The sequence below is a fragment of the Priestia sp. AB genome (assembly GCF_028369225.1).
GTDB classification, from domain to species: Bacteria; Bacillota; Bacilli; order Bacillales; family Bacillaceae_H; genus Priestia; species Priestia megaterium.
In genome coordinates this window covers 381,452-405,000 of sequence record NZ_JAQMYN010000005.1, presented here as the reverse complement: position 1 = coordinate 405,000, position 23,549 = coordinate 381,452, and the positions used below count along the sequence as shown (strand labels likewise).

Here is a 23,549-nt window from a genome sequence, read left to right as displayed (position 1 = left end):
TAACAGCTGAGGTATGCTCATTTCTTATGAAAATAAAAAAACAGCAGGCTCTCCTACTGTTTATAATCCCACACGACTTTCCATTCTCCTTTTTCACGAACAGCATACACTTTCTGCACCAAATCAAAGTTTCCATATTTCCCTTTATACGTTTGGATAACGGTCATTTCGTAAACAACAGGAAACGCTTTACGATCATTTTCCATCTTCCAGCTCTTTCTTTTTTCAACACCTTCAATGGAATACGTAAAGGTGTCTACCCCGAAATGATTGAGAAATACGTGTGCTCGATCTTGTATGTATGCACCTTTTGTCCATTTCTTTTTCATGGATGAATGAAAAAGGTCCCATGATTCCGAAAAGTTTCCTTCCTGTTCTAGCGTATAAAATTCTTTTACGGCGGATTTGGCTTGATGACTTGGAGAAAAGAATGTAAATTGAAACATCCAAACTCCCAGCGCCATAACAGAAAGAAACACAGCTACTCCTAAACTTCGCTTCAAAAGCAGTGTTTTTTTTCGATACAAGTAAAAAGCCCCTTTATCAAAAATGCAGTATACAACAGCTTATTCGGTATCCAAGCTTTTTAGTATTGCCGAACTAAACTTATCCGGCATATCTTTAAAAAAGGGATTGAGACATATCTACATTAATTCAATCGAAAAACAAATAAATAGGATAAATGATCGAGTGTAGATCGCTTGTTACAACGCTGTTGATTTCCGTACAAGACTTCGCTTTCCGCGGGCGGCCGGTGAGCCTCTTCGCCGCTGAGCTCCTGCGAGGTCACACTTCTCCCGCTTTTCCCGCAGGAGTCTTCGCCTTGCCCTCCAATCAACAGCTAGAAGCCACTACATAGATGAAATCTCCGTTCATCCTAACCAAAAAAGATCCGAACGATTCATCGTTCGGATCTTCCTTCAACTAAAATACGTTTGTCCCAGCTTCTTTCATCGCTATACAATGTGAAAAGCCATTTGCATGGCTGCTAAAAAGCCCACGAACACAAGGCCCGTCACGAGACCCTCTTTCCAATCTGGCCGGTCCCCTCGAACAAATTTAGCAATATCATACGATAGCATCGCTGCTAAAAAAATTGATAAGACAATATACAGCGGCTCCATCTTTTATCACCCACTATTTCTTTTCTTCAGTGTAACAACTTTTTCATAAGTATGCATGTAAGAAAAACAGCTTAAAATTCTTGACGAATGTGTGAAATTTCTCTTTTTTATGCATAAACTACTTAAAAGCGTGAAAGGAAGATGCCGTTTGTCTGCTTTTAATCCTCAGCAATTTAGCGTCACATACCGGCAAGGAAGCACGCCCACCTTTCCTTTTATTGGGCGACGCTATACGCTCACACATTCTGAACAAACAGACGATTTATTTCTTTGGATCGACGAAAAGTTTGCTGTTGATCAATTAAATGAGCAGCGAAATGAGCTTTTTGCCGAATGGCTCCACAAAGACGGTGTTGATACCCTGTATGTATACGTATTTATTGGCAATGAACAAACGGAAAAGTCCGTTCAAGCCATACGTTACGCTATTTTCAAACAGGAAATGCCTTACTTGCTAAAAGCATTGCGCTACGGTGATGCCACGTTTTTCAACGCTCACCCTGCTTTAGATCGTTCCCCCATTTACGTACATTTTCATTCCAGCGACAAAGATTTTCATTCCATTCGATATTTTCAAACGCCTTCTCACTATGCCTAAGCATATGAGAAGGGATCTTTACTTCGTTAATCTCCTGTTTTCCAAACTCCATTTCTTCTAGGGTCTCCGGCTCCTTCCATTTGTTTATCTTGAAAATTAATGGTTAACGCTTGAATACCTCCATAAAAGACGTCGCTTTCCTTTGTTTCTATTCGAAACGCAGAAGGAATATTTTTGGTATTTAAATCGGGCTCTACATAAATAGTCGAATCATCAAAAATAAAGCGCGGTTCGTTTACAGCTTTTTGAAGCGATTCATTTCCTTCAAGGTTTTTAGAAAGTACCTGAGTTAAAATTTGAGGAATCCGCGTCCCGCCCGGAGAACCTATTCCCATCGCCCACTCGCCTTTTTCTCTTATAATAGTTGGAGCCGTAAAAGTTCTTGCTCTTTTTCCCGGCTCGCGATTATTCGGTTCTTTGCTTCCAAACGTATCAGCATTGTTATTAAGAAAAAAGCCGTCAACTTGTTCGCCTGTACCAAAGAAGTTACTCAACGTATTAGTTGTAGATACGACGGTTCCTTCTGAATCAATAACCACAAAATGTGTTGTACTTTCGTGTTCTTCATCGCCTTCACCTGAAGAACGTGTCGGGTGATTGACCAAGTTTGTTATATAATCATCACTGACTAATTTACTTGAGTTTTGATTATGAAAGTCTGGATCTCCGATTTGTTTTAACCGGTCGGAGTAAGCTGCCTTTTTAATTCTGTTCATCGTTTCGTAATATTCTTTGTCAGGCATTGTTTCAAGATTTTCTTTCTCTGCCATTTTCAACATTTGAATCAGTGTAATTCCGGAAAAAGGCGGAGGCGCTGAAATCACTTCCGTTCCATTGTAAGTTGAAACGACAGGCTTGGTTTCTGCCACTTGATAGGAAGATAAGTCTTTTTTAGAAATAGGCGTTGCATCAGCAAGATCTTGTGCCACGTCTCCTTTATAAAATCCAGATGCGCCTTCCCGCTGAATCTTGATTAGTGTTTTAGCTAACACGGGCTGCGACAGGGTTTCTCCTTCTTCGATTGCTTCTCCCTTTGGATAAAAAGCGGATAGATCGTCTACATCCATCCTTCCTCTAGAGTAATACAATCGAGACGATAAAAGAGAGTCTACTTCAAACCCTTTTTCAGCGTATTCAACAGCCGGCTGAATCAAATCACTCATTGATTTTGTACCATACTTCTGCTGAATATATTCCATACCAGCGACAAATCCCGGCACGCCGTTTTTACCGCTCATAGAAGTTGGAGCGGTTTCCCGGTAATCGATAAAAGTAGCTGGCTGATCTTTTTTGGCAATCAGCATACCTCCACCTCCGCCAATTCCAGATCCAAAAGGTTCGACTACGTTAAGGGCATACGAAATAGCAATGGCCGCATCTACTGCATTCCCGCCTTCTTTTAATACGTCCATCCCTACATTTGCTGCCAGAGAATTAGAAGAACTCACACCATAAGAATGATCATTATTTTTTTTAAGCAGCTTTTCAGGACTAAGATCTGTCCTCGATTGAGTCATAAAAAAAGCGGCTATAACACAAATTAATAATAAAAAAGCAATAATATTAAACAACAGTAATTTTTTATTCACATATTACCCTCCATTTTTACTCATCTGTATATTTTGTGAAGCGCTTTCATTTTTATCCATACATTACATTGAACACAAAAAAGACATCGTCTAGGACGATGCCTTTTTGTTATTTATTTTCCAGCAGCTGCCGCAGCATCATTTACTGCATCTGTAGCAGCTGATTTTGTTTGTTCAATCATTTTTACGTTATTTTCAATTTTTTGCTGTTCATCTGTTGAAAGAGTAGCCGGATGTTTTAAAGCTCCAAGTCCTGCTACTACTCCTGCTACAATAGCAATTGGTCCTACAATCCCTACGATTCGTTTTGCGATCATTTTCTATTCCTCCAATTAAGTTAGTCTGTACTTTTTTCCCATAAACCGTGGCGGCGCGGATCAGCGTCACCTTGAATCTTATTTTTCTTTAAGTCTTTCACAAGAGCTTGAACGCCTCCGTAAAACATCGCGTTATCATTGTTTTTTAAGTCATATCCGTACGTTTTTAAACCATCTTTAGTTGACTGTTTAAGCTTAGCTTCTGAATAAAACTTATGAGAATCAAAAATGACACGCTTGTTTTCTACTGCGTTTTTAATGGAATCTTTGTCTTCAAAATAATCCCCAATTACTTGCGTTAACACTTGAGGAATGCGATTTCCTCCCGGTGTGCCAATGGACATTACCCATTCATCACCTTCACGAATAATGGTAGGGGCTGTAAATGTTCTTGGACGCTTACCAGGTTGACGCTTATTAATTCCTTCCCCAAACGTATTGAGCGTATTATTTAAAAAGAATCCATCTACATATTCACCGCTGCCGAAGAAATTACTCAGCGTATTCGTTGTTGATACAACGGTTCCTTCACCGTCCATGACAACAAAATGAGTGGTACTTTCATGTTCTTCGACGTCGCTTACTTTGGTATGATCTGTTTCAGTATTATTTAATTTATTACGAAGTAAATGCACGTAATGATCGTCGATCCAATCATTTGGCGTTTCTTTTATAAAAGCGGGATCAGCAATTTTTTTCAAGCGGTCTTGATAAGCTACTTTTGAAATTTGACCAAGAAAATGATAATAAAGACTAGGATGCGATTCCTTCAGCTTCCAAATATCTTCTTGATCCGTCATTTTTAACATTTGAATAAGCGTAGCACCAGCAAAAGGCGGAGGTGCTGAAATAATTTGATGACCTTTATAATTCGTCGATAGAGGTTTCCGTTCAACAGGCGCATACTTTCGCAAGTCTTTGTGACTTACTTTTGTTTCTTCTGTAATATCGTCTGCAATTTTCCCTCTATAAAAAGCATTTGGCCCTTCTTCCTTAATCTTTTGCAGCGTGTTCGCTAATTCATGCTGTTTGACAATTTCACCTGTGTTGATAGCGTCCTTATCTGGATAAAAGCTAGGAATTTCATCTTCATTCACATTACCTTTGTATGAAACCAGCCTATCGTGCAAATCTTTGTCCACTTTATACCCATTCTCAGCATAGTTAATGGCCGGGTCGATTAGTTTGCTCATCGACATAGATCCGTAGTGGTGCTGAATATAATCCATACCAGCAACGAACCCTGGTACGCCAATCTCATCTTCTTTATCATTCTTAGGTGCAATTTCTCGGTAGTCAATAAATGTTGGAGAGGCATCTGCTGGATCAATCAGCATTCCGCCGCCTCCCCCAAGTCCTGATCCGTACGGTTCCACAACACCAAGCGTGTAGGAAATGGCAATAGCTGCGTCAACTGCTGTACCGCCTTGTTTAAGAATTTCCATACCTACTTTTGTGGCGCGAGGATCTGAAGTACTTACTGCATATTCTTGTTTTGGAAACATAAATTGATAAACACATACACCTACTATGAGTGAAAAGATGACAATGGAAACAATAATCGTATTACGTTTATTTATCATCTTTTACCTCCTCTGTGTATGACGGGCTATTAGTTAGCTTGCGCTTCGTTCTTTTTGCGCTCCTCTGCATGTTTTATAATGCGAGAATGATCTAAGTTTAATTCAAACTTGTTTCGTTCTTTTTCTAACAGTTCAGGGTTTGAAGAAAACTTGTTTAAATCGTTATAAATACGCTTCATGCGCCAAGGGTTATCTGTTGGAGTTGGTGTACCTGCTTTAATAACCATTGGAATAACATCAATTTTAGCTTGGCCCTGCTTGTTTAAATGATACTGAACCATCGCTGTATTTTTTGTACTTGACCACCCTTGGTCAAAAATAAAGTTTCCTAAGCTATAGAAAATAACCGAACCTTTATATACGTCATATGACTGTAGAACGTGCGGGTGGTGACCAATGATAATGTCCGCACCAGCGTCTACCATCGCTTTTGCTAGCCCTTCTTGACGAGGACTTGGCTGTGCATCGTATTCTTCACCCCAGTGGGCATTTACTACAACTAAATCAGCATTTGCTTTCGCTTGCTGAATCGTGCTGAAAATAAGATCTGGATCTGCTTTTAAAATACCTGGGTTGTTTTTTCCAGCCGACATTCCGTCTGAATGTACATCCGTAAAACCTACGGTTGCAATGCGGATACCGTCAGCATCTTTATACGAAATATGCTTTGCTTCTTCAGAGTTACGGCCAGCACCAACAAAATCTAATTTGTTTGCTTCAAAAGTAGAGATCGTATCTTCTAACCCTTTTGCACTGTAGTCCATTGAATGGTTGTTCGCTAAGTTTAATACGTCGAAACCTGCATTTTTAACGGTTGCTAGATCAGCAGGCTTACTATATAAATGAATACCTTTTTCCATTGCTTTATATGACTCTACGTCGTTTGTTAAAATCGGCGTTTCGTAGTTCCCGCTTACGTAATCCGAATTTTTAAAGAACGGCTCCACGTTGCGGAATACAAAATCTTCTCCGTAGCGTTCAGTTACTTCTCTTACATGGCGACCCATCATAATGTCTCCGACCATAGTCATCGTTAAATCATTATTGGCCTCTGGATTAGCCGTCTCAGGGTTTTCAAGAGCATCCGAACGCTCCATCCATCCTGAAAGAGCTAAAATTACGATTAAAATTGGCGTTAAGATAAGAGCTTGCTTGCCCGTTGTAGGCTTTGTTTTCTTTATAAACATCAATACTTTTTCTTGAAAGTTTAATTTTTTCTCTTTCAACGCTTTCACCTTCCTTTACCAGCTGCGGTTTGTTTGTGTATTAAAATAAATAATAAACTTGCATAATTCCAAATGTTACACCACTTAATAAAACCGTTGTTCCAACTGTTAAAGGAAGACCTTGCTTTTGCATTGTATTTGCAATTAAGCCCGGTACAATGATACCAATTCCGCGTAATTCAAACACTTCAAACGGCAAGATCGGGAAGAAATAATCAAATGCAACTTTAATCACAATACCCGTAATTAACATCGCTGTAAATTTGCGACGTCCATATAAAATAACTACTTTTGAGATTCCGTATACGACGATAACATACGTTAAAATACTAATTAAGAAAATCATTAAAATGGTAATTGGCTGATCAAATACAAGAGCTAAATACCCCGGTACGATAAGACCGGCTGGCAATACGCCCGTTTTTTCTGTAAAAATTAAGCTTAGTGTAACCCCTAACACAAGGGCAATATATAAATCTGATCCGAACATGAAATGGCCTCCTAGATTAAACTGCTTTTCTCATCTTTTTCATTTCAATAATAGCTTCAACAAGCGGCTCGGCTGAACCGTGGATATTTCCGACACCGTATACAATACGATCTTTTAAATAAGGCTTCATACGTTCTAAAATTTCTTCTGTAGAAGCGCCTTCCATATCCCAGAATTCTTTTGTTGGCAATTCGCCTCTTTGGTGTGCAGCAGCGATTGGTGAGGTCGTCTGACCAATTGCAATCATTACGTCCGCTTCAATGTATGGCATTACATCTTCAGCAAATTGCTCCGTGCGATCTACACGGTCCGGACGGCAGTTCATAATGACAATAGGAAGCTTTTCACTATAGTTCATTGAATCTACACGTTCCCAGATACGAAGCGTGGAAGAAGCGTCGTTGGCAGCAAATCCATTCACTAAAAAGGCTGGATTTTTTTCATCGCCAAACGTTGTAATTCTCATAGCTCCTGGGTCAGGCTGAGCATTTAACATTCCTCTCATCGCTGTTTCAGCATCGATACCAAGTGCTTCTGCTACTGCTAAACCGATGGAAGCATTATCAGGGAAAACCATATAATCAAATTCACGTAAATACGCTTCAGATACTTTATCATTGTCAGCTACAATAACTTTTGTGTTGCGCTCTGCGGCTATTTTTTTATAGTATTCCAAATATGGACCTTCAATTGTAACAAGGTGGCCATCGTAAGGAATAGTAGCAGTGAACGCTTGAGCAACTTCATCTAGAGTTGGACCCATTACATCCATGTGATCTTCTAGTACGTTTACAATAACGCCTACCTTGGCTTGAATCAGCTGATTTTGGAATGTGATTTGATAATCAGGCTGTACAGCCATACATTCACAAATAAGAGCTTCTGCGCCAATATCGGCAACTTCATTTACCACTCGTCGCTGTTCTCCAATGTTCGGACCTTCTTTACGACGAATAATTGGTTCTTCTTCACTTGTATGCCAGTAGATCATACGCGCTTGTGTTCCTGTCGTTTTTCCTACTGTTTTGTAACCTGCTTCTTTTACAATACCTGTAATCAATCGTGTAACGGTGGATTTTCCGCGAATACCATTAACATTCACTCGTACAGGAATTGAATGCAGCTTGCGTAAATGTCTGCGATACTCCCAAACGCCATACCCTACTAAAAATAGGCAGCATAGGATAATTAAGATCATGTTTCATTCTTCTCCTTCCAAACTTCTCCTGTTGGATACGTTATGAATGCTTTTGATTCATAATGATAGATATACGATTTCATAGTTTCACTCCCTTTATATATGTATGGGAGCTAATCAATTAACAGCGCTAGCATGCTGCTAAAACACCTGCTTTGAAAAATGGACTCGAGTACCAATTTCAACAGCTCTAAAACTATCATCTGCGCTCATTAGTGGTCAATAGCTCAAATGTTATATATTCTTACAATTCCGATTGTCTATTTACAGAATTAAAAACTCATCGTTTTATTTAAAATTTACACAATAGGTCTAAAGTTTATTTACCTAGAAAAATCCCATCGATACCTTTTTTTACCATAACAACAGGAATATTTTATACATCACTCTTACAATTAACACACGGAAATATTACGTAATTAAAAATTTCTTAACTTTAGAAAACGTTTTGTAATATAAAGGCGGGATAAAAAATATTTTATCCCATTAATTCCTTTTTATGGATATACCAATTGAATTTGTCTAACAACCGTACTTGTAAGGATGATAGATAGATATAAAAGTAAGAAAAATACATTTTTTTATCATTTTCTGCTTACATTTAACTTACTTAAATAGAAAGGACATTAAATATTTTTTTCTAATTATATAAGCATTTAGACTCCATGTGCTCCTAGTTCTTTTGTTGTTATTTTATAGATTTCCTTTATTTAATAATCAATTCAGTAAATCTAAATCCCTTGACTATGGCCTCTTTTCCTATTTTTATTTCAATATTTTCTGAATCTTTCTACCGATAAAGGCAGCTTTCGTCCGTTAAGATTGCCTAGAAAAATGCATGATTTCTCACTTTTTTGGCATATGATGTTATCATAAAAAGAAGAAGTATCATCAAAAGGAGGAAAACAATGGTTGATACAACCCTTTATTTTCTATTTTCTTTTTGCTATATTGTCCTGTTTTTCTTTAGCATATATGTAGTGCGAAAAAACACTTCGCCGTTTTACATGCTTTTTCTTCCTTTAGTAATAGCTGGACTAATTTACGATAATATAATGATTGGGATCGGTTCATTTATCGGTGAAGGGGATACTTTACGTTCACTCAGCATGCTTCGCTTTTGGTTTCACGCTTTATTTACCCCTACTTTGGTGCTCTTTGCGTATGGCGTAGCGAAATATTCGACGATTACATGGGCTAAAAAACCTGTTGCCGGCATTCTTTTTTTGCTAACTACGTTTGCCTTAATTAGCTATGAAATATTCGAGACGATTAGTCAGCGTATGGAAGTTGTACGTGAATATGGCATTGTTCGATATACATTAGTAGGATCATCCGGTCCCCCTCTTATGGTTCTCATTGTGGCGATTATTTTGCTTTTTGTTGGAATTTCCTTATTTCGCAAGACGAGATGGAGCAGTATGATGATTGGAGTAGCCGTGATGATTGTAGGAAGTGCCGTGTCAATTCCTATACCAAGCACAGCTGTAACAAATACGTTTGAGCTTATTTTTATCTTCTCTTTATTTTTAACTCAGCGTCATTTAGTGAAAATACATTAAAAAGAAGCGATTCCCTTGCTTCTTTTTTTTATATTTGATATCTTTTACCTAACGACCGTTAGTTAGATTGAGGAGGAGCTTTTCTTGAGTGAATTATCAACTGTAGAAAAAATTAGAGCTGCAGCAATGGAGCTCTTTGGAGAAAAAGGCTATACAGAAACATCGCTTGCTGATATCTCATCAAAAGTAGGCATAAAAAAACCTTCCCTGTACGCTCATTTTAAGAACAAAGACGACTTATTTTTACTAACCGTGCATGATTTAATGAATTTATTCCTAACAAAGTTATCTGTTATATACGAACAGCATAAAACAAAGTCTGCTAAGGAACAGCTTCACTGCTTTATTGTAGATTTCTGCATGATGATTGAAAAAGATTCTTTTGGCCAGATGTACCGTCGTCTTATTTTGTTTCCACCTGAACATTTACAGTCGGAAGTAAAAGCTATTTTCTTAAGAAGCGAACGATTGTCTGATCAAATTCTGCATGCTATTTTTACACAGGGAATGGCTGAAGGCGAAATAATTGAACGTCCGATTGATTTGTATATCAATAGCTTTTATTGTTTAACCGACGGACTGTTCATTCAGCGCTTTTATTATGAACCGGAGTATTATGACCAAAAAATTCACGATGCTTGGACGATATTTTGGGAAGGCATACGTGCTAAATAGGCCCTATAAAAAGGGCTTATTATTATGCAAGGAGGAATTAGAATGGCTTGGATTTACCTTATTATCGCTGGTTTGCTCGAGATTGTATGGGCAATCGGCTTAAAATATTCACACGGATTTACTGAAATAACTCCAACAATCATTACAATCGTCACAATTGTGATCAGCTTTTATTTCTTTTCAAATGCCTTAAAAAAAATTGCTGTCGGAACAGCTTACGCAGTATTCACTGGTATAGGAGCTGCTGGCACAGCGATACTTGGAATGACCGTTTTAGACGAAGGCGCAAATATTGGAAAGATTTTATTTTTAGGATTAATGATCTTTGGAATCGTTGGTTTGAAGTTGATTTCTACTGAAGAAACAGAAAGAGAGGAATCGTAACATGGCTTGGATTGCATTAATAGCTGCCGGTTTTTGCGAAGTGGGATTTGTGATTTTTTTAAAACTTTCAGATGGGTTTAAGCGGTTGTTTCCTTCGATTGGATTTATTCTTTTCGGTGCAGGAAGTTTTTATCTTCTCTCCTTAGCATTAAAGGAGATACCTATCGGAACAGCTTACGGCATATGGACGGGAGTAGGAGCTGCTGGAAGCGTACTTCTTGGCATGCTTTTCTTTCATGAAGCAAAAGACATGCGTCGAATTTTATTTATTTTTTGTATTGTAGCAGGTGTAATCGGCCTTAAAATCACTGGATAATGATGTACTACTTCCTTTCTTTTCATGCTATACTAAACTTGTAAACACTTTCAAAAAATAGGAGACGATGACAATGAACCTTGGGTTTGGAGAAATTGCCTTAATTGTATTTGTCGCTCTATTGCTTTTTGGTCCAAAGAAACTGCCGGAATTAGGGAAAGCTGCCGGAAAAACGTTAAAAGAGTTTAAAAATGCTACAAAAGGAATTATGGAAGAAGATGAAAAAGAAAAAGCTCCTCCTAAATAAGAGGCTTATATCTCTTTTAAAAGCTGACTCAAACGTTTGAGTCAGCTTCTTTGTGGTGAGAATATACTGAAATTCGATTTCGACCCGTACGCTTTGCTTCATATAAAGCCTGATCTGCTCCATGGACAATTGAAATCAGCTGTATGTTTTCGGATGGAACGACTGTCATTATTCCAACACTGATTGTGACACACTTAAACACGTCAGAAGCTTGATGGATAATTGCACGCTGCTCCACTTGCTGTCTAATCGCTTCTGCCATTTTTATCGCTTCATATTGATTAGCTCGAGGAAGCAATATACCAAACTCTTCTCCTCCGTATCTTGCAACAAAAGCCGATTCGTCAAAAACAAGGCTTTTAGCAATATTCGCTACTTCTTTTAAGCATTCGTCTCCTTGAATATGGCCATAGGTATCGTTATACGCTTTAAAATAATCAATATCAAATAATAGAAAAGAAAGCGGCTCTTTTTCTTTCAGTGCGTATTCCCACTCAATTTCCAACTGGTTATCAAGAGATCGGCGGTTGTTCAGACCTGTTAAGCCATCTTTCATGGACAGCATTTCAAGCTTTTTATTGGCTTTGCGAAGATCACACTCAGCCTTCTTTTTCTCCGTAATATCTCGATATTCCCAATAGTGGCCAATATACACATGGCCTTCATAGATTGGAATGTAGTCACGCGCATAAATTTTACCGTTAATAAACGTAATTTCTTCATCTACTATTGACTCTTTTGAATAAACGGTGCTTTCTACCCTTTTTAAAAACCTAGCAGGATCTTTCAACATAGGAGCGTGAGATAAAAACAGCTGATTACTTTTCAATCCAACGTATTGATTAGGAGGTCCGGGTATATCAAACATGTCACAAAAAGTTTGATTAATAACGGCTACTTCGCGCTCTGGCGTTTCAATCATGGTACCTGTCTTTGCATTTTGAACCATAACCGAAAACATTTTAGACAGCTTTTTATGCTGACTTGTCGTTACTCGAGATACATATATATATCTACCTACCAGATACACTAAACACCCACCTATAAAAGAAGCAGGCAGTAAATAGATGATAATTGTAGCAGCGTGCATGATATCTTTAAAAAGAAAGGACAATGAGAAGAATACGTAAAGCAAGCTAATAGAATTCATTAATTGAAAGCGAATAAATGGACGATAAGGTAAGCGAACCGTCCACCCAGACAGTAAAGCCATTACCATAATTGTAGCAGCGCCTATTATTCCGCTTGCCGTAATTCCAAACAAAAGCAGACGCATTATCCCTATAATACAAGCCGCAATGATAGCGGGTACCATTCCTGCATAAAGACAAACAATTGTCACAGCTAAAAAGCGAAGGTCAAGAATAATAGTAGAATCTATTTTAATTGTATATATCATTAAAATGCTGCCTAATAGGCCGTAAGAACATCCGTAATAAATTAAGCGATACATTTTGTACCGGTTTATTCCTTCTACTCTATAAATGATTTGCTCTCGAACTATACTCGCAGCAAACATGAAAGAAATAATTAACGTGATATTAAAGAGAAGTTGACTCACTTTATTCTTCACCTCTTTCCAAAAAGCTAAAACAAAAACAATAGGCTTCTTAGCTTACATATTGTTTACTGCCCCTTTTTATAAATCGTACTGTTCGATTTATAAAACAGCATTACGATTTTTTCCTTCATTAAATAAAACTCTTCTATAAATAAAACTCTTCTATCCTCTATTCGTTGCCGACAATCCTCTCTATATAAAGAGTGGTTATCTTCCTTTTATACAAGAAATTCTACTTGTTAGTATACTACTAAACTCTATTTGTACACATCATCTTTTACCTTTTTTTAAATATTTATCCATTTTCTTTTTTTTGTATTTTCATAAGGTAAGTAGTCGAACTTCAGCATAAATAAAAAAGAGCGTCAATACAACGAGCGCTCTTTTTTATTTATGACGTAAAAATTCCCAAAGTCCTGGCGTTTTGGAAAAATCAAACGTCTTAACAGCGGAAAGAATTTTAATCTTTAAATCTTGCTTTACGTCTTCTCTCTCATGCAGCGAAAAGCTTTGAACAGCTTTATTTAGTTTTGGTTCCAGCTTTTTTAATAAACGCCTTGACGCCTCTTCATCTCCAGCTTTCACTTTATTTACAAGCTCATATAGAGTTTCCATTTCCTCACTTCTTTCTTAAGTCAGTTGTTAATTTCTCCACTTTTTCTTCAAGTCGCTTTATATTGTTTTCTACACGCAGTAATAAATAAAAAGAAAGGACAGCGGGAAATCCTACGTTTCCAACAAGTTGAAGCCACTGAGGATCAAACATATCTATCACTCACCTTCATAATTTTTTTCAACTTGCTTAGCGCACGCTGATAATGATTAGAAACCGCTTGCTGAGAAATAGAAAAATAAGCAGCGATTTCTTTATGAGTCCAGCGTTCGACAATAATCAAGTGCAGCATACACTGCTGCTTGGCCGTTAATTGGCGAAATGCATGATGAAGAATACGATTTTCAAGTTGATTTCCTAAAAATTCATGCTCCCATACAGCCCCGTCCTGTACTCCTAGCATATCTTCCACTGTTCGATTTCCATCTAGCGCAGCCGGCTGCTGCAGGCGAAGAGGAATATAAGAACGCTCTTTTTCTTTGACACGCATAACATCTCTGGAATAATGTCTGCAAAGCTTGTTAATATAATGAAGCAATCTAACTTCGCTATAAAACTGATGAAATTCTTTGTTTAGAAGTCTTTGTTCTTTTGTATCATGTTTAACAACCGCTTTTTGTAATCGCTCATAGCGTTCTGGTGTCAAAAATGTATTCATTATATGAGTCTGAAGAGTTGCGCTGTGGTTTGTAAGAAATGTATGAAAGGTACATTCTTTGTCGTGCCGCTTTTCTTGCTGCGAATAGAACTGAGTCATTGTGCAAATCTCCTCCTTTTTTTCTTATACTTATTAAAAAGGGAGAAAAGAGTAAAATAACAACACCGAAAACGAACGTTTGTTCTTATATAAATTTAACTATATGAGGTTTTTTATGTCAATATGATGAATTGCTCATTAATAATCAAAACGACTCAGTAAAAAATAAAAAAGAGATTGAGACATAACGAAATGAATCCAATTTAAAGACGAACAAATAAGATACATGAGCTGATCCGCTTGCGACACAGCCGTTGATTTCCGTGCAAGACTCCTGGGGGAAAAGCGGAGTCTTCGCCTTGCCCTCCAATCAACTGCTAGAAGGAACGAAACAGATAAAATCTATGTTCATCACAACCAAAAAAACGAACCACTAATCAAATATTTTGATTAGTGGTTCGTTTTTCACTTCGGCTAAAATATTTTTATCCCGGCCTTTTTATTTCTTCTTCATGTAGAGATTATTCTTCGCCTAAAACGCGGTTAATACGTTTGCGAAGCATCGGCATTCCATTTCCACCCGCTTGGAAATGACGAAGCTGACCTTCTTTATCAAATACATAATATGCTGGTACATATTTATTTTCAAAAGCGTCTGTTAACTTATGCTCACTGTCTACGTAAATTGGCTGAGTAATATCGTGTCCCATTGCCATTGCCTCAATAACACCCATATCTAAGTCATCTTCCGAACGAGGCATATGAACTGCTACAACATTCAATTGATCATCATACTCATCACGAAGATCATTAACTTCAGGCATTGCTTCTTTACATAAATGGCAGCTTACTGACCAAAAGTGGATAAGCGTTGCTTTATCACCTACTAAGTCTTCCTTTGTTACTTCGTCGTTAATCCAAGATGTTGCTCCAGTTAATTCAGGCATTTGTTCACGTAATTTCATTTTAAAATCCTCCTCATCATTTATAAAACTGAATATTCCGTCTTTTATAGTTAGAAAACTATCTTTTCTATTTTAATGGCAGCAGTAGAGGAATTTCTCCTCTACTCCGCCGCTATTTATTAAAGTGTTTTTTGACCTGGTTTCCAGTTAGCTGGGCAAAGTCCGCCAGTTTGAAGGGCTTGAAGTACACGTAATGTTTCTTCTACGCTGCGGCCGATGTTGTTATGGTTTACAACTGCGTATTGCAATTCACCTTCTGGGTTAATAATAAACAACCCGCGAAGCGCTACGCCTTCTTCTTCAATTAACACGCCGTAATCACGTGCTACTGCGTGAGTTGGATCTGCAGCTAATGGATAATTCAAATCTCCAAGTCCATTATCTTTACGATCTGTGTTAATCCAAGCTAAGTGAGTATGAATTGTATCTGTAGAAACACCTACAACTTCAGCATCTAGATCTTCAAACTCTTCGTAGCGATCTGATAGAGCTGTAATTTCTGTTGGACATACGAATGTAAAGTCCATTGGATAGAAGAACAATACTGTCCATTTACCGTTTTTCATATTTTCTTCTAAACTTACTTTTCCAAATTCCTTATTTGCAAGTACAGCTTCCATTTCGAAGCGTGGTGCTTGTTTTCCTACCATACGTTCTGCCATGTCAAAACCTCTCCTTGTACGATGTATTTCACAAGCTTATGCTTGTATGTATTATTTTTAATGCAATCAATGACTCCCTCTATTTGATAACGATTATTAGTATCATTATAAACTAGTAATGACTATTGATTACATTCTTTATTATACACGAGCTATTATTATAGTCAATACTTTTTTATAATCATTTTAATCTAGGATTAATTATCGAATATTTTCCGCTCTTTTTATTCTTTCCTTTGATTAATCTTATGTATGCAGGGATGAATAAAGATAGAAGATACTAAAAAACTTCCCTTGTTTCAACATATTTGCTTTTAAAATGTGCTGCAGCAAGATTTCGAATCTCAATTATGCTCTTTATAACCACAATAAAAGAGAATGAGACATAACTATCTCAATCTAATTTAGAGACGAACAAATTAGAAAATGATCTAGTATGGATGACGGGTTACACCGCTGTTGATTTCCGTGCAACAGCTAGAAGCAACTTCATACATGAAACCTACTTTTACCCTATCAATAAAAAAATCCGAACGAGCTTGATTCTCCATCAAGAATCAAACTCGTTCGGATCTTTCTTCAACTAAACTACTTTTGCCCAGCCTCTGTTATTTATTTATTGTCATTTGGATATACAAGACCGATTTGCTCTCGCACTTTATCCATCACGTGCATTGTTAAATATGAATTCTCATAAGAATTTGTGTCCGATTCCATCTTTCCTTGCTTTAACAGCTCTACGAATTCATTTATTTCATAGTACATAGCAGGATAAGGCTGATCGACCGTTAACTCTTCTACCCGTCCGTCATTGTATCGAATTTCTACCTTTTCAGCGGTATGTATTTTGTCAATAACCATACTGCCTTTTTCTCCTTGAATTTCACTTGGCAAATGCGAATTTGTAATTTTAGAATACATGATAACCGCGTCGCGATCTTCGTACTCGAAAGCAACTGACCCTTCTCCATCTACTCCAGATTCTAGCATAAACGCCGTTGCCTTTATTTTATGAGGCCCTCCAAACAACGTAATCAGAGGATAAAGACAATATACACCTAAATCCATCAGTGAACCGTTGGCAAGCTCAGGCTTAAAGGCATTAAGCACGATACCTTCTTTATATTTATCATAACGAGAAGAATACTGACAGTAAGATGCAACGTATTTCCGAATTGGACCAATTTTATGTAAGTTCTCTTGAATCACTTTGAAGTTAGGAAGAAGGGTTGATTTCATCGCTTCCATTAGTAACACCTTGTGATTTTTGGCTGTTTGAATCATGCGGGTTACTTCTGCTGCATTGGCTGCGAGCGGTTTTTCACACAGTACATGCTTGTTATTTTTCAAAAATAAGATAGCTTGTTCCGCATGATAAGCATTTGGAGTAGCAATATACACTGCATCAATTTCAGCACTCGCTGCCATTTCCTCTAAATCAGTAAATATATGAGGAATATCATATTTACCTGCAAATTCTTCTGCTTTTTCAATGGTTCGAGAATAAACAGCTGCAAGCTGAAAGTCGTCTACATACTGGGCTGATTCTAACAGTCGATCTGTTATCCAGTTTGTTCCTATTACGCCAAAACGAATCATCTTTTCATCTCCTTTTTATCATCTATGTTGTATTGTATCGTTTTTGAAAAGAAAAACGAAGAAATAATAAAAAATCTATATCGGTTTTCATCGCTTTATATCTATTTTGTTCCATAAAAAAACAGCTTACATCAAATGCAAGCTGTTTTTCAATATGAATCAAACGTAAGCTTATGCTTTTTCACCCACTACAGCAAAGCGTTCATTCATATGGTTTTCATTCTCTAATTCATCTATTAAAGCAATCGCGTAATCAGCATAGCTAATATAGCTTTCATTTTGACTATTTGTGATCACATGATCTTTTCCTAATTGATAGGCTCCCGTGCGAGCACCTTCTGCATCAAAAAAGGCTGCTGGGCTTAAATAAGTCCAATTTATAGTCGACTTTTCAAGTTCTTTTAAACCTTTCCCCATGTTTGAAGCCGTTGGATAATAAGCTGCTGGAAAACCTTCTGTGCTCATTAAAGGCGTTGTTTTTTCTGAATCTACAAATAAACTTCCCGCTCCGCCCACTACTGCGAGTCGCGTTTGAACACCTTGAAATACCTTAATAAGTGATTGTATAGACTCAACGTGGAGCTGTTCGCTTCCAGGAGGTGCATTAAATGCATCTACCACAGCATCGAACTGTTCAATATCTTTTGAAGTAATGGCAAAAATATCTTTTTCAATTACGTTTGTTTGATTTTTTAGTTTAGAAGCATTTCGAACAACGGCTGTTACTTCATGTCCTCTCTGTTTTGCTTCTTCCATAATTAATTGACCTGCTTTTCCTGTTGCTCCAATAACACCAATTTTCATTTTTATTCTCTCCTTTTATTTTAGTTGTAACCATAACGGTTACATATAACACAAAAAAATTTGAGGTTTTTATAGCACTGCTAATTCTTCTCAGCTATCTGTAACCATTATAGTTACACGTTACTCGATTTGTCAACCTCGCTATTCATTTTTTTTAGGAGATGAAAGATTTTAGTGATTGCTAAAAATCCACAAAACGATAGCTCATTTACCATTTCAAAATATATCCATATTTTCAACTTATTTTTATCTTAGAGTACTTTTTTATGAAAAAAGGTTTCTTTTTTATAAAAAAGTGTTATACTAGGTATATTATTTCTTGTTCGGTGTTAACAAATAGAAAGACTTTCTTTAAAGTGATTCTTATTGAAATTGAGCAGAGATAGTAATATATTCGTGGATTTTCCACACAGGAGGTACTACAATGGTACAAGGTAAAGTAAAATGGTTTAATGCAGAAAAAGGTTTTGGATTCATCGAAGTAGAAGGACAAGACGACGTATTCGTACACTTCTCAGCTATCCAAGGCGAAGGTTTCAAATCACTTGAAGAAGGTCAAGAAGTTACATTTGAAATCGAAGATGGAGCTCGTGGACCACAAGCTGCTAACGTTCAAAAGTAATTGATTAAGAAGCTGTCACTAATGTGACAGCTTCTTTTTATGTCTATTTAACCAATTAAAATTTGATTTTCCTGCCAAAGGTTAGTCAAGTTCGTATCAGCGAGCCGCTGATGCGTCTCTTTTACGCTAAGCCAGCGATGCTTGTTGAAAACAAAGCGAGTTTCGGGAAGTTCAGTCCATATTTCCTGTACAGACTGCACATTTAATAGAACAAAGTTTGCTTCGTTTCCTTCTTCCACTCCATACTTTTCTTTTCCAATCAGCCGGGCTGGTATACTTGTAATCATTCGGAGCAACTGCCGCTGATCATCCGGACTTCCCATATGTGCAGCATAGGCAGTTAGTAACCCTACTTGCAGCAAGTCTGCTTTTCCAAACGGATGAAAGGGGTCGTTCACGTTATCAGATGCAGTAGCAATTGGAATCGCTGCTTTTTGTATGTCGCGAATACGCGTTACGCCTCGTCTTACAATTCCTTTATCTTCTCTTCCCTGTAAATATAAATTAGAAGCAGGTAATGTGACAACTCCAATTTTCGCCTGTTTTAAAAGGTTTAAGATTTCTTTCACTTTTGCATCAGTCATTCCTGCAAGCGAGCAAAGATGCCCCACTACCACTTTTCCTTCCATATTTAATTCAATTGTTCTATGAGCAATATTAATTATTGTATCAACAGACGGATCATCGCTTTCATCCACATGTAAGTCAAGAGGTTTATTATAGGCTTGAGCCAGCGAAAATAGAGCATCAATCTCTTTTTCTGGATTTCTAGCTAAATGAGGACAGCCTCCAATCGCATCAATTTCAAGGTCGAATGCTCGTTCAATTTTATTCATCTTATGCATATCATCAATGTCTAGGTTAGAAAATAGCGGAACAACCTGCACGTCCATATACGGGCTTAATTCATCTCTCACTTCGACAGCCGCTTGTAAACTTCGAAATAAACTATCTTCTTCCATGCTGCAGTCAAAATCAATATGCGTTCGAATCGTAGTCGTACCGTTAGCCAATGCCTGCAAAGCAGTTTTTAACATTCGCTGCTTAATTTCTTCTTCTGGAAATGCCGGCAGGCTGCTGCTGTAATTTTTAATGGCTTCTTGAAGAGTTCCAGATATATTGGGCACTTGAGGAAGCGAATGAGCTTTGTCTAAATGCATATGCATATCTACAAATCCTGGTAATAGCACACGACCCTGTGCATCAAGTGACGTTTCTTTTCCTAACACGGCCGCGTGCAGCGGAAAAAACTCGTCACCTTCAAGATAACCGTTTTGTAAAACGATAGAAGTATACATTCCATTTGAAATTTTCACTTCAAAAAGAGCGTGGTCGTGCATAATTGGCAAACGAACATTAATTAAGTGAAGCAACATAATTCCCTCCTCAATTTTTCAACTTCTTCATTTTTCATAGACCGCTTTATCTTCTCTATCATTTATTGTTTAAAGCATTAATTCGCCAAATTCCGCAAATCACCTTCTCTTTAAAGACCTTTATTTACAGAGAAAAAAGCAAGAACAAAAAAAGGAGCAGCGTCCCCACGCTGCTCATCAAAGAAAAAATGCTAGAAAATAGATAGAATGTACTTCCCATGGTTAAATGAGGGCTTACAGATAAAGTTTCAGTGAGTGATTTCATGCTTTGCATCGCTATTCTCCCCAGAAAGCAATGCAGATACAAACAAGAAACTTCCATCACTCGCTCATACTGTAAATAGACACATAAGAAAAAGCCCAAACAAAGGCAGGTCTCTCAAATACAATGAGCAAAAACCTACCCGCCTGGGCTTTTATCCCTTCGGTGTCATATCCACTTCTTTTCAAAAATGAATATGTGAATCGCTTGGACCAAACTTTCTACTAACGTAAAAATGGGAACCTAGATTCACTTTTTACTCATAGTCCTATCATTTACGGTGATAAGGTAGAAACGTCTGAGCCATATTCTCAAACATATATGAGTGAACCGTATTTAGCTTTTTCTTATCTACAAATATACTATAGGTCTTTCTGTAAGTCAACTATAAACGAATAATCTTTTTAATAAAATTATATATAGTTCGCCTTTTACAAAAGTTTGTTAAACTATCTAACACAGTAGTTGCATCTTCCTATAATCCTGCTTATACTTCGAACTACTTACATTACCCATAAAAGTCTTCACTCTGTTGAAGACAAAAAAGCGATCTAGGGTTCCGTTTAACACATGTTAAAGGCTGGTCCGAGAGAGAGCGTACGGAATGGTTCCGTATACACGGAGGGATAAAAGCCTGGGAGAATGACATCATTCTCCCAGGCTTTTCTTTTTTACTACTATAAAATAGAGGAAAGAAGGGATTTATATGAACAACCAACCAGCGTTAAGTAAATCGCTAAAGGTGTATCAAATTGTGTTTTTGGGTCTTGCCTGGATGACTCCGATGATTTTCTTTACAGTTTACGGAGTAGCCTACGATGCGGCTGGAGGGCAAATGGTCCTTGCTTATTTAATCGCTTTTTTAGCTATCTTTTTTACCGCATATAGCTACAGCCGAATGGTAAAAGCATATCCGATAGCGGGATCTGCTTATACGTATACGAAAAAAGCTATACATCCTCGCCTTGGGTTTTTAGTAGGCTGGGCACTTCTTTTAGACTATATTTTTTCCCCTATTATCGCTATTTTAACATTTGGTATTTTTATGCATACGGAATTCCCTTCTATTCCTGTATACGTATGGGTCATCGTCATGAACATTATCTTAGCTTTAGTCAATATTGTTGGTATTAAATCTGTAGCTCGTATAAGCGGCATCTCTGTTGTAGTTCAGATTCTCTTTATAAGTTTGTTTTGTTTATTTATCATCAAAGATATTGCAACAGGTCAAGCTAGTTCTTCTACTCTTTTTTCACTTCATCCTTTTTTGGCTTCAGATGTACCGTTTACGACTATTTTTTCTGGAGCTGCGCTCATTTGCTTTTGCTTTTTAGGATTTGATGCAGTTACAACAATGGCGGAAGAAACGATTCAACCGGAAAAGACAATTCCAAAAGCCATTTTTCTTATTGTTTGCATCGCAGCTGTTATGTACATCGCTATCTCGTATTTTACACAGATTGCCTATCCGGGATTCACGTTTACTAACCCTGATAATGCAGCCTACACCCTTGTAAAATTAGTGGGTGGAAATCTTTTAAGCAGTCTATTTATTACAGTATTAATTATTGCAACCTTTACTCAAGGAGTTTCTTCAGTCACAAGCGTTACTCGCTTTTTATATGCTTTAGGCCGTGAATCCGTACTGCCTCAAAAGGTATTTTCATATATTCATCCAACGTTTAAAACGCCCGTGGTGAATATCTTGCTTGTTACCGCTTTTTCGTTTTTGGGAATGTTCATTGATTTAAACACAGCGGTCACTTTTGTCAGTTTCGGTGCCTTAACCGCTTTTACATTTGTGAATGTATCAGTCATTGCCCATTTTTATATTAAGTTAAAGAAACGGTCGTTTACTGAAACAATACTCTATTTAATCTTCCCTTTGATCGGAGCGGCATTTATCGGATGGCTGCTCACACTGTTAAACAAAGATACTCTTTTGATTGGTGTCGCCTGGCTTACTGTTGGATTTCTCTATTTATTTGTAAAATCTCGACTGTCGGCTCCTTTTGTAAAGAGAGATCATTCAAAAGTGACGGTCCCTGAAAAATAAACTGAAAAATCAGTTTTTGTGTCAGGTATTCTAACAAACTGCTTGTCAACTCATTTTCACTCATACTATACTACGATTAATCGAAAGCCACAAATGGATAAAGGTTCTTACAGCCGTTAAGAACAAAAAAGCTGTCTAGGGTTCCGTTTAACATATGTTAAAGACTGGTCCGAGAGAGAGCGATATAGCGCTACGCTGTATAACACGGAAGGATAAAAGCCTGGGAGACTACTCTCCCAGGCTTTTATCTTTTTTTTATTCTAAGGAGGTTATTTTATGAGTTCTATCTGGAAGCAAACAATCCCGGCTGGTGGAAAATGGTCAGGCCGAATTGGAAGAGGAAAATCAGTGACGTTTACTGCACAAGAATCCGGTGCAAATGTATCCCTACTATTATACAACGCTTATGATTTAACAGAACGATACAACATGCCCGATACCTTAAAAGCTCAGCACACTGCTCACTTAACAAAAGGACACGTTCTGATGAGTGACAACGGCAGAGCATTTGCAAGCATCACTGCTGATACCACCGGCTGGCATGATACCATTTCAGGCTACATTACGCGCAGCTTAACTCATCAAAAATACGGTGTATCTACTTATCAAGAATCCCGAAATGAATGGAGAAGGAATGGCGAAGAAAACTTCTCAATGGAGCTTTTGCGCAACGGTTTAACAACACGGGATTTAGTCCCTAATCTTAACTTATTTTCAAAAGTATACTGCGACGAAGAAGGCAATATGAATTTTGTTTCTTCTCATTGTAAAAAAGGAGATTTTATTACGCTTAGAACAGAAATGAATTTGCTCTTTCTACTGTCTAATACACCTAACCCTTTAGACCCGAGCGGAACGTATCCTTCTGTTCCAATTGAAATAACCGTAGATGAAGCAGCTCCTGTAAGCTCAGATGACTACTGTTTAAATTTTAGACCTGAAAATAAACGAGCGTTTGAAAACACATGGTCTTATGACCTATTGCTTGGAAATAAAACATTATCAAGGATTTAAAAATGAAGG

26 protein-coding genes and 3 riboswitches are annotated in these 23,549 nt (G+C 37.5%); of the genes, 9 read left to right on the top strand and 17 right to left on the bottom strand.

Annotation, left to right across the window (positions count from 1 at the left end; genetic code table 11):
- Window positions 1-53 precede the first annotated feature (53 nt).
- Complete coding sequence (locus POF52_RS18070) at window positions 54-527, bottom strand: hypothetical protein (protein ID WP_271993810.1); 474 nt, start codon at window positions 525-527, stop codon at window positions 54-56.
- Window positions 528-956: 429 nt separating this feature from the next.
- Entirely contained in the window at window positions 957-1,124 is a 168-nt protein-coding gene (locus POF52_RS18065) for a hypothetical protein (protein ID WP_013055713.1), read from the bottom strand.
- A 148-nt stretch (window positions 1,125-1,272) separates the two neighbouring features.
- Here POF52_RS18065 and POF52_RS18060 point away from each other — a divergent pair, with 148 nt between their 5' ends.
- Complete coding sequence (locus POF52_RS18060) at window positions 1,273-1,722, top strand: staygreen family protein (protein WP_028407691.1); 450 nt, start codon at window positions 1,273-1,275, stop codon at window positions 1,720-1,722.
- Between the two features lie 26 nt (window positions 1,723-1,748).
- Here POF52_RS18060 and POF52_RS18055 read toward each other — a convergent pair whose 3' ends face one another.
- From POF52_RS18055 to pgsB, 6 genes are all read right to left on the bottom strand, one after another.
- Window positions 1,749-3,311 (bottom strand): gamma-glutamyltransferase family protein, encoded by a 1,563-nt coding sequence (locus POF52_RS18055; RefSeq protein WP_271993807.1) that lies wholly within the window; start codon window positions 3,309-3,311, stop codon window positions 1,749-1,751.
- A gap of 113 nt (window positions 3,312-3,424) precedes the next feature.
- Window positions 3,425-3,628: a CapE family protein gene (locus POF52_RS18050; RefSeq protein ID WP_013082014.1), complete on the bottom strand. Its 204-nt coding sequence runs from the start codon at window positions 3,626-3,628 to the stop codon at window positions 3,425-3,427.
- Window positions 3,629-3,648: 20 nt separating this feature from the next.
- The gene (locus POF52_RS18045) at window positions 3,649-5,211 is read right to left on the bottom strand and encodes a gamma-glutamyltransferase family protein (protein ID WP_034653979.1); all 1,563 of its coding nucleotides are present in this window, start codon (window positions 5,209-5,211) and stop codon (window positions 3,649-3,651) included.
- 29 nt (window positions 5,212-5,240) lie between these two features.
- On the bottom strand, window positions 5,241-6,437 hold the full coding sequence (locus POF52_RS18040; RefSeq protein WP_271993803.1) for a CapA family protein: 1,197 nt from the start codon (window positions 6,435-6,437) through the stop codon (window positions 5,241-5,243).
- 40 nt (window positions 6,438-6,477) lie between these two features.
- Window positions 6,478-6,927, bottom strand: a complete 450-nt coding sequence (pgsC, locus tag POF52_RS18035; protein ID WP_013055707.1) for a poly-gamma-glutamate biosynthesis protein PgsC — start codon at window positions 6,925-6,927, stop codon at window positions 6,478-6,480.
- 16 nt (window positions 6,928-6,943) lie between these two features.
- Window positions 6,944-8,125, bottom strand: a complete 1,182-nt coding sequence (gene pgsB, locus POF52_RS18030; protein WP_014461310.1) for a poly-gamma-glutamate synthase PgsB — start codon at window positions 8,123-8,125, stop codon at window positions 6,944-6,946.
- A 908-nt stretch (window positions 8,126-9,033) separates the two neighbouring features.
- Here pgsB and POF52_RS18025 point away from each other — a divergent pair.
- From POF52_RS18025 to POF52_RS18005, 5 genes are all read left to right on the top strand, one after another.
- Window positions 9,034-9,687, top strand: coding sequence for a hypothetical protein (locus POF52_RS18025; RefSeq protein WP_075421358.1), 654 nt, complete (start codon window positions 9,034-9,036; stop codon window positions 9,685-9,687).
- Window positions 9,688-9,771: 84 nt separating this feature from the next.
- On the top strand, window positions 9,772-10,362 hold the full coding sequence (locus POF52_RS18020; RefSeq protein WP_271993798.1) for a TetR/AcrR family transcriptional regulator: 591 nt from the start codon (window positions 9,772-9,774) through the stop codon (window positions 10,360-10,362).
- 42 nt (window positions 10,363-10,404) lie between these two features.
- Window positions 10,405-10,746 (top strand): quaternary ammonium compound efflux SMR transporter SugE, encoded by a 342-nt coding sequence (sugE, locus tag POF52_RS18015; RefSeq protein ID WP_013082007.1) that lies wholly within the window; start codon window positions 10,405-10,407, stop codon window positions 10,744-10,746.
- 1 nt (window position 10,747) lies between these two features.
- Window positions 10,748-11,062 (top strand): DMT family transporter, encoded by a 315-nt coding sequence (locus POF52_RS18010; RefSeq protein ID WP_047933611.1) that lies wholly within the window; start codon window positions 10,748-10,750, stop codon window positions 11,060-11,062.
- Window positions 11,063-11,135: 73 nt separating this feature from the next.
- Window positions 11,136-11,309, top strand: coding sequence for a twin-arginine translocase TatA/TatE family subunit (locus POF52_RS18005; RefSeq protein ID WP_013055701.1), 174 nt, complete (start codon window positions 11,136-11,138; stop codon window positions 11,307-11,309).
- A gap of 28 nt (window positions 11,310-11,337) precedes the next feature.
- Here POF52_RS18005 and POF52_RS18000 read toward each other — a convergent pair whose 3' ends face one another.
- The 8 genes from POF52_RS18000 to POF52_RS17965 all read right to left on the bottom strand — a co-directional run bounded on the left by POF52_RS18000 (window position 11,338) and on the right by POF52_RS17965 (window position 18,210).
- Complete coding sequence (locus POF52_RS18000; protein ID WP_271993792.1) at window positions 11,338-12,870, bottom strand: diguanylate cyclase domain-containing protein; 1,533 nt, start codon at window positions 12,868-12,870, stop codon at window positions 11,338-11,340.
- A gap of 387 nt (window positions 12,871-13,257) precedes the next feature.
- A complete protein-coding gene (locus tag POF52_RS17995) occupies window positions 13,258-13,485 on the bottom strand; it encodes a helix-turn-helix domain-containing protein (RefSeq protein ID WP_013055697.1) in 228 nt (75 codons plus the stop codon).
- A 4-nt stretch (window positions 13,486-13,489) separates the two neighbouring features.
- On the bottom strand, window positions 13,490-13,636 hold the full coding sequence (locus POF52_RS17990; protein ID WP_013082003.1) for a YvrJ family protein: 147 nt from the start codon (window positions 13,634-13,636) through the stop codon (window positions 13,490-13,492).
- Window positions 13,629-14,240 (bottom strand): sigma-70 family RNA polymerase sigma factor, encoded by a 612-nt coding sequence (locus POF52_RS17985; RefSeq protein WP_271993789.1) that lies wholly within the window; start codon window positions 14,238-14,240, stop codon window positions 13,629-13,631. The genes POF52_RS17990 and POF52_RS17985 overlap by 8 nt, the downstream gene beginning before the upstream one ends.
- A gap of 461 nt (window positions 14,241-14,701) precedes the next feature.
- Window positions 14,702-15,145 (bottom strand): TlpA family protein disulfide reductase, encoded by a 444-nt coding sequence (locus POF52_RS17980; RefSeq protein ID WP_013055693.1) that lies wholly within the window; start codon window positions 15,143-15,145, stop codon window positions 14,702-14,704.
- A gap of 119 nt (window positions 15,146-15,264) precedes the next feature.
- The gene (locus POF52_RS17975; protein ID WP_013082001.1) at window positions 15,265-15,807 is read right to left on the bottom strand and encodes a peroxiredoxin; all 543 of its coding nucleotides are present in this window, start codon (window positions 15,805-15,807) and stop codon (window positions 15,265-15,267) included.
- A 612-nt stretch (window positions 15,808-16,419) separates the two neighbouring features.
- On the bottom strand, window positions 16,420-17,406 hold the full coding sequence (locus tag POF52_RS17970) for a Gfo/Idh/MocA family protein (protein WP_034653985.1): 987 nt from the start codon (window positions 17,404-17,406) through the stop codon (window positions 16,420-16,422).
- Window positions 17,407-17,577: 171 nt separating this feature from the next.
- On the bottom strand, window positions 17,578-18,210 hold the full coding sequence (locus POF52_RS17965; RefSeq protein WP_176584968.1) for an NAD(P)-dependent oxidoreductase: 633 nt from the start codon (window positions 18,208-18,210) through the stop codon (window positions 17,578-17,580).
- Window positions 18,211-18,634: 424 nt separating this feature from the next.
- Between POF52_RS17965 and POF52_RS17960 the strand changes: the two genes are divergently transcribed.
- On the top strand, window positions 18,635-18,832 hold the full coding sequence (locus tag POF52_RS17960) for a cold-shock protein (RefSeq protein ID WP_013055689.1): 198 nt from the start codon (window positions 18,635-18,637) through the stop codon (window positions 18,830-18,832).
- Window positions 18,833-18,879: 47 nt separating this feature from the next.
- Here POF52_RS17960 and POF52_RS17955 read toward each other — a convergent pair whose 3' ends face one another.
- Window positions 18,880-20,208 carry an amidohydrolase family protein gene (locus POF52_RS17955; RefSeq protein ID WP_016763252.1) on the bottom strand — a complete coding sequence of 443 codons (1,329 nt, stop codon included), beginning with the start codon at window positions 20,206-20,208 and terminating at the stop codon, window positions 18,880-18,882.
- Window positions 20,209-20,713: 505 nt separating this feature from the next.
- A riboswitch (purine riboswitch) is annotated at window positions 20,714-20,815 on the bottom strand.
- Between the two features lie 195 nt (window positions 20,816-21,010).
- Window positions 21,011-21,113, top strand: a riboswitch (guanidine-I (ykkC/yxkD leader).
- Window positions 21,114-21,176: 63 nt separating this feature from the next.
- Between POF52_RS17955 and POF52_RS17950 the strand changes: the two genes are divergently transcribed.
- Both POF52_RS17950 and POF52_RS17945 read left to right on the top strand, forming a co-directional pair.
- The gene (locus POF52_RS17950) at window positions 21,177-22,526 is read left to right on the top strand and encodes an APC family permease (protein ID WP_176584969.1); all 1,350 of its coding nucleotides are present in this window, start codon (window positions 21,177-21,179) and stop codon (window positions 22,524-22,526) included.
- Window positions 22,527-22,650: 124 nt separating this feature from the next.
- A riboswitch (guanidine-I (ykkC/yxkD leader) is annotated at window positions 22,651-22,755 on the top strand.
- Window positions 22,756-22,802: 47 nt separating this feature from the next.
- Window positions 22,803-23,540, top strand: a complete 738-nt coding sequence (locus POF52_RS17945) for an urea amidolyase associated protein UAAP1 (protein ID WP_013081996.1) — start codon at window positions 22,803-22,805, stop codon at window positions 23,538-23,540.
- The last annotated feature ends 9 nt before the right edge of the window (window positions 23,541-23,549 follow it).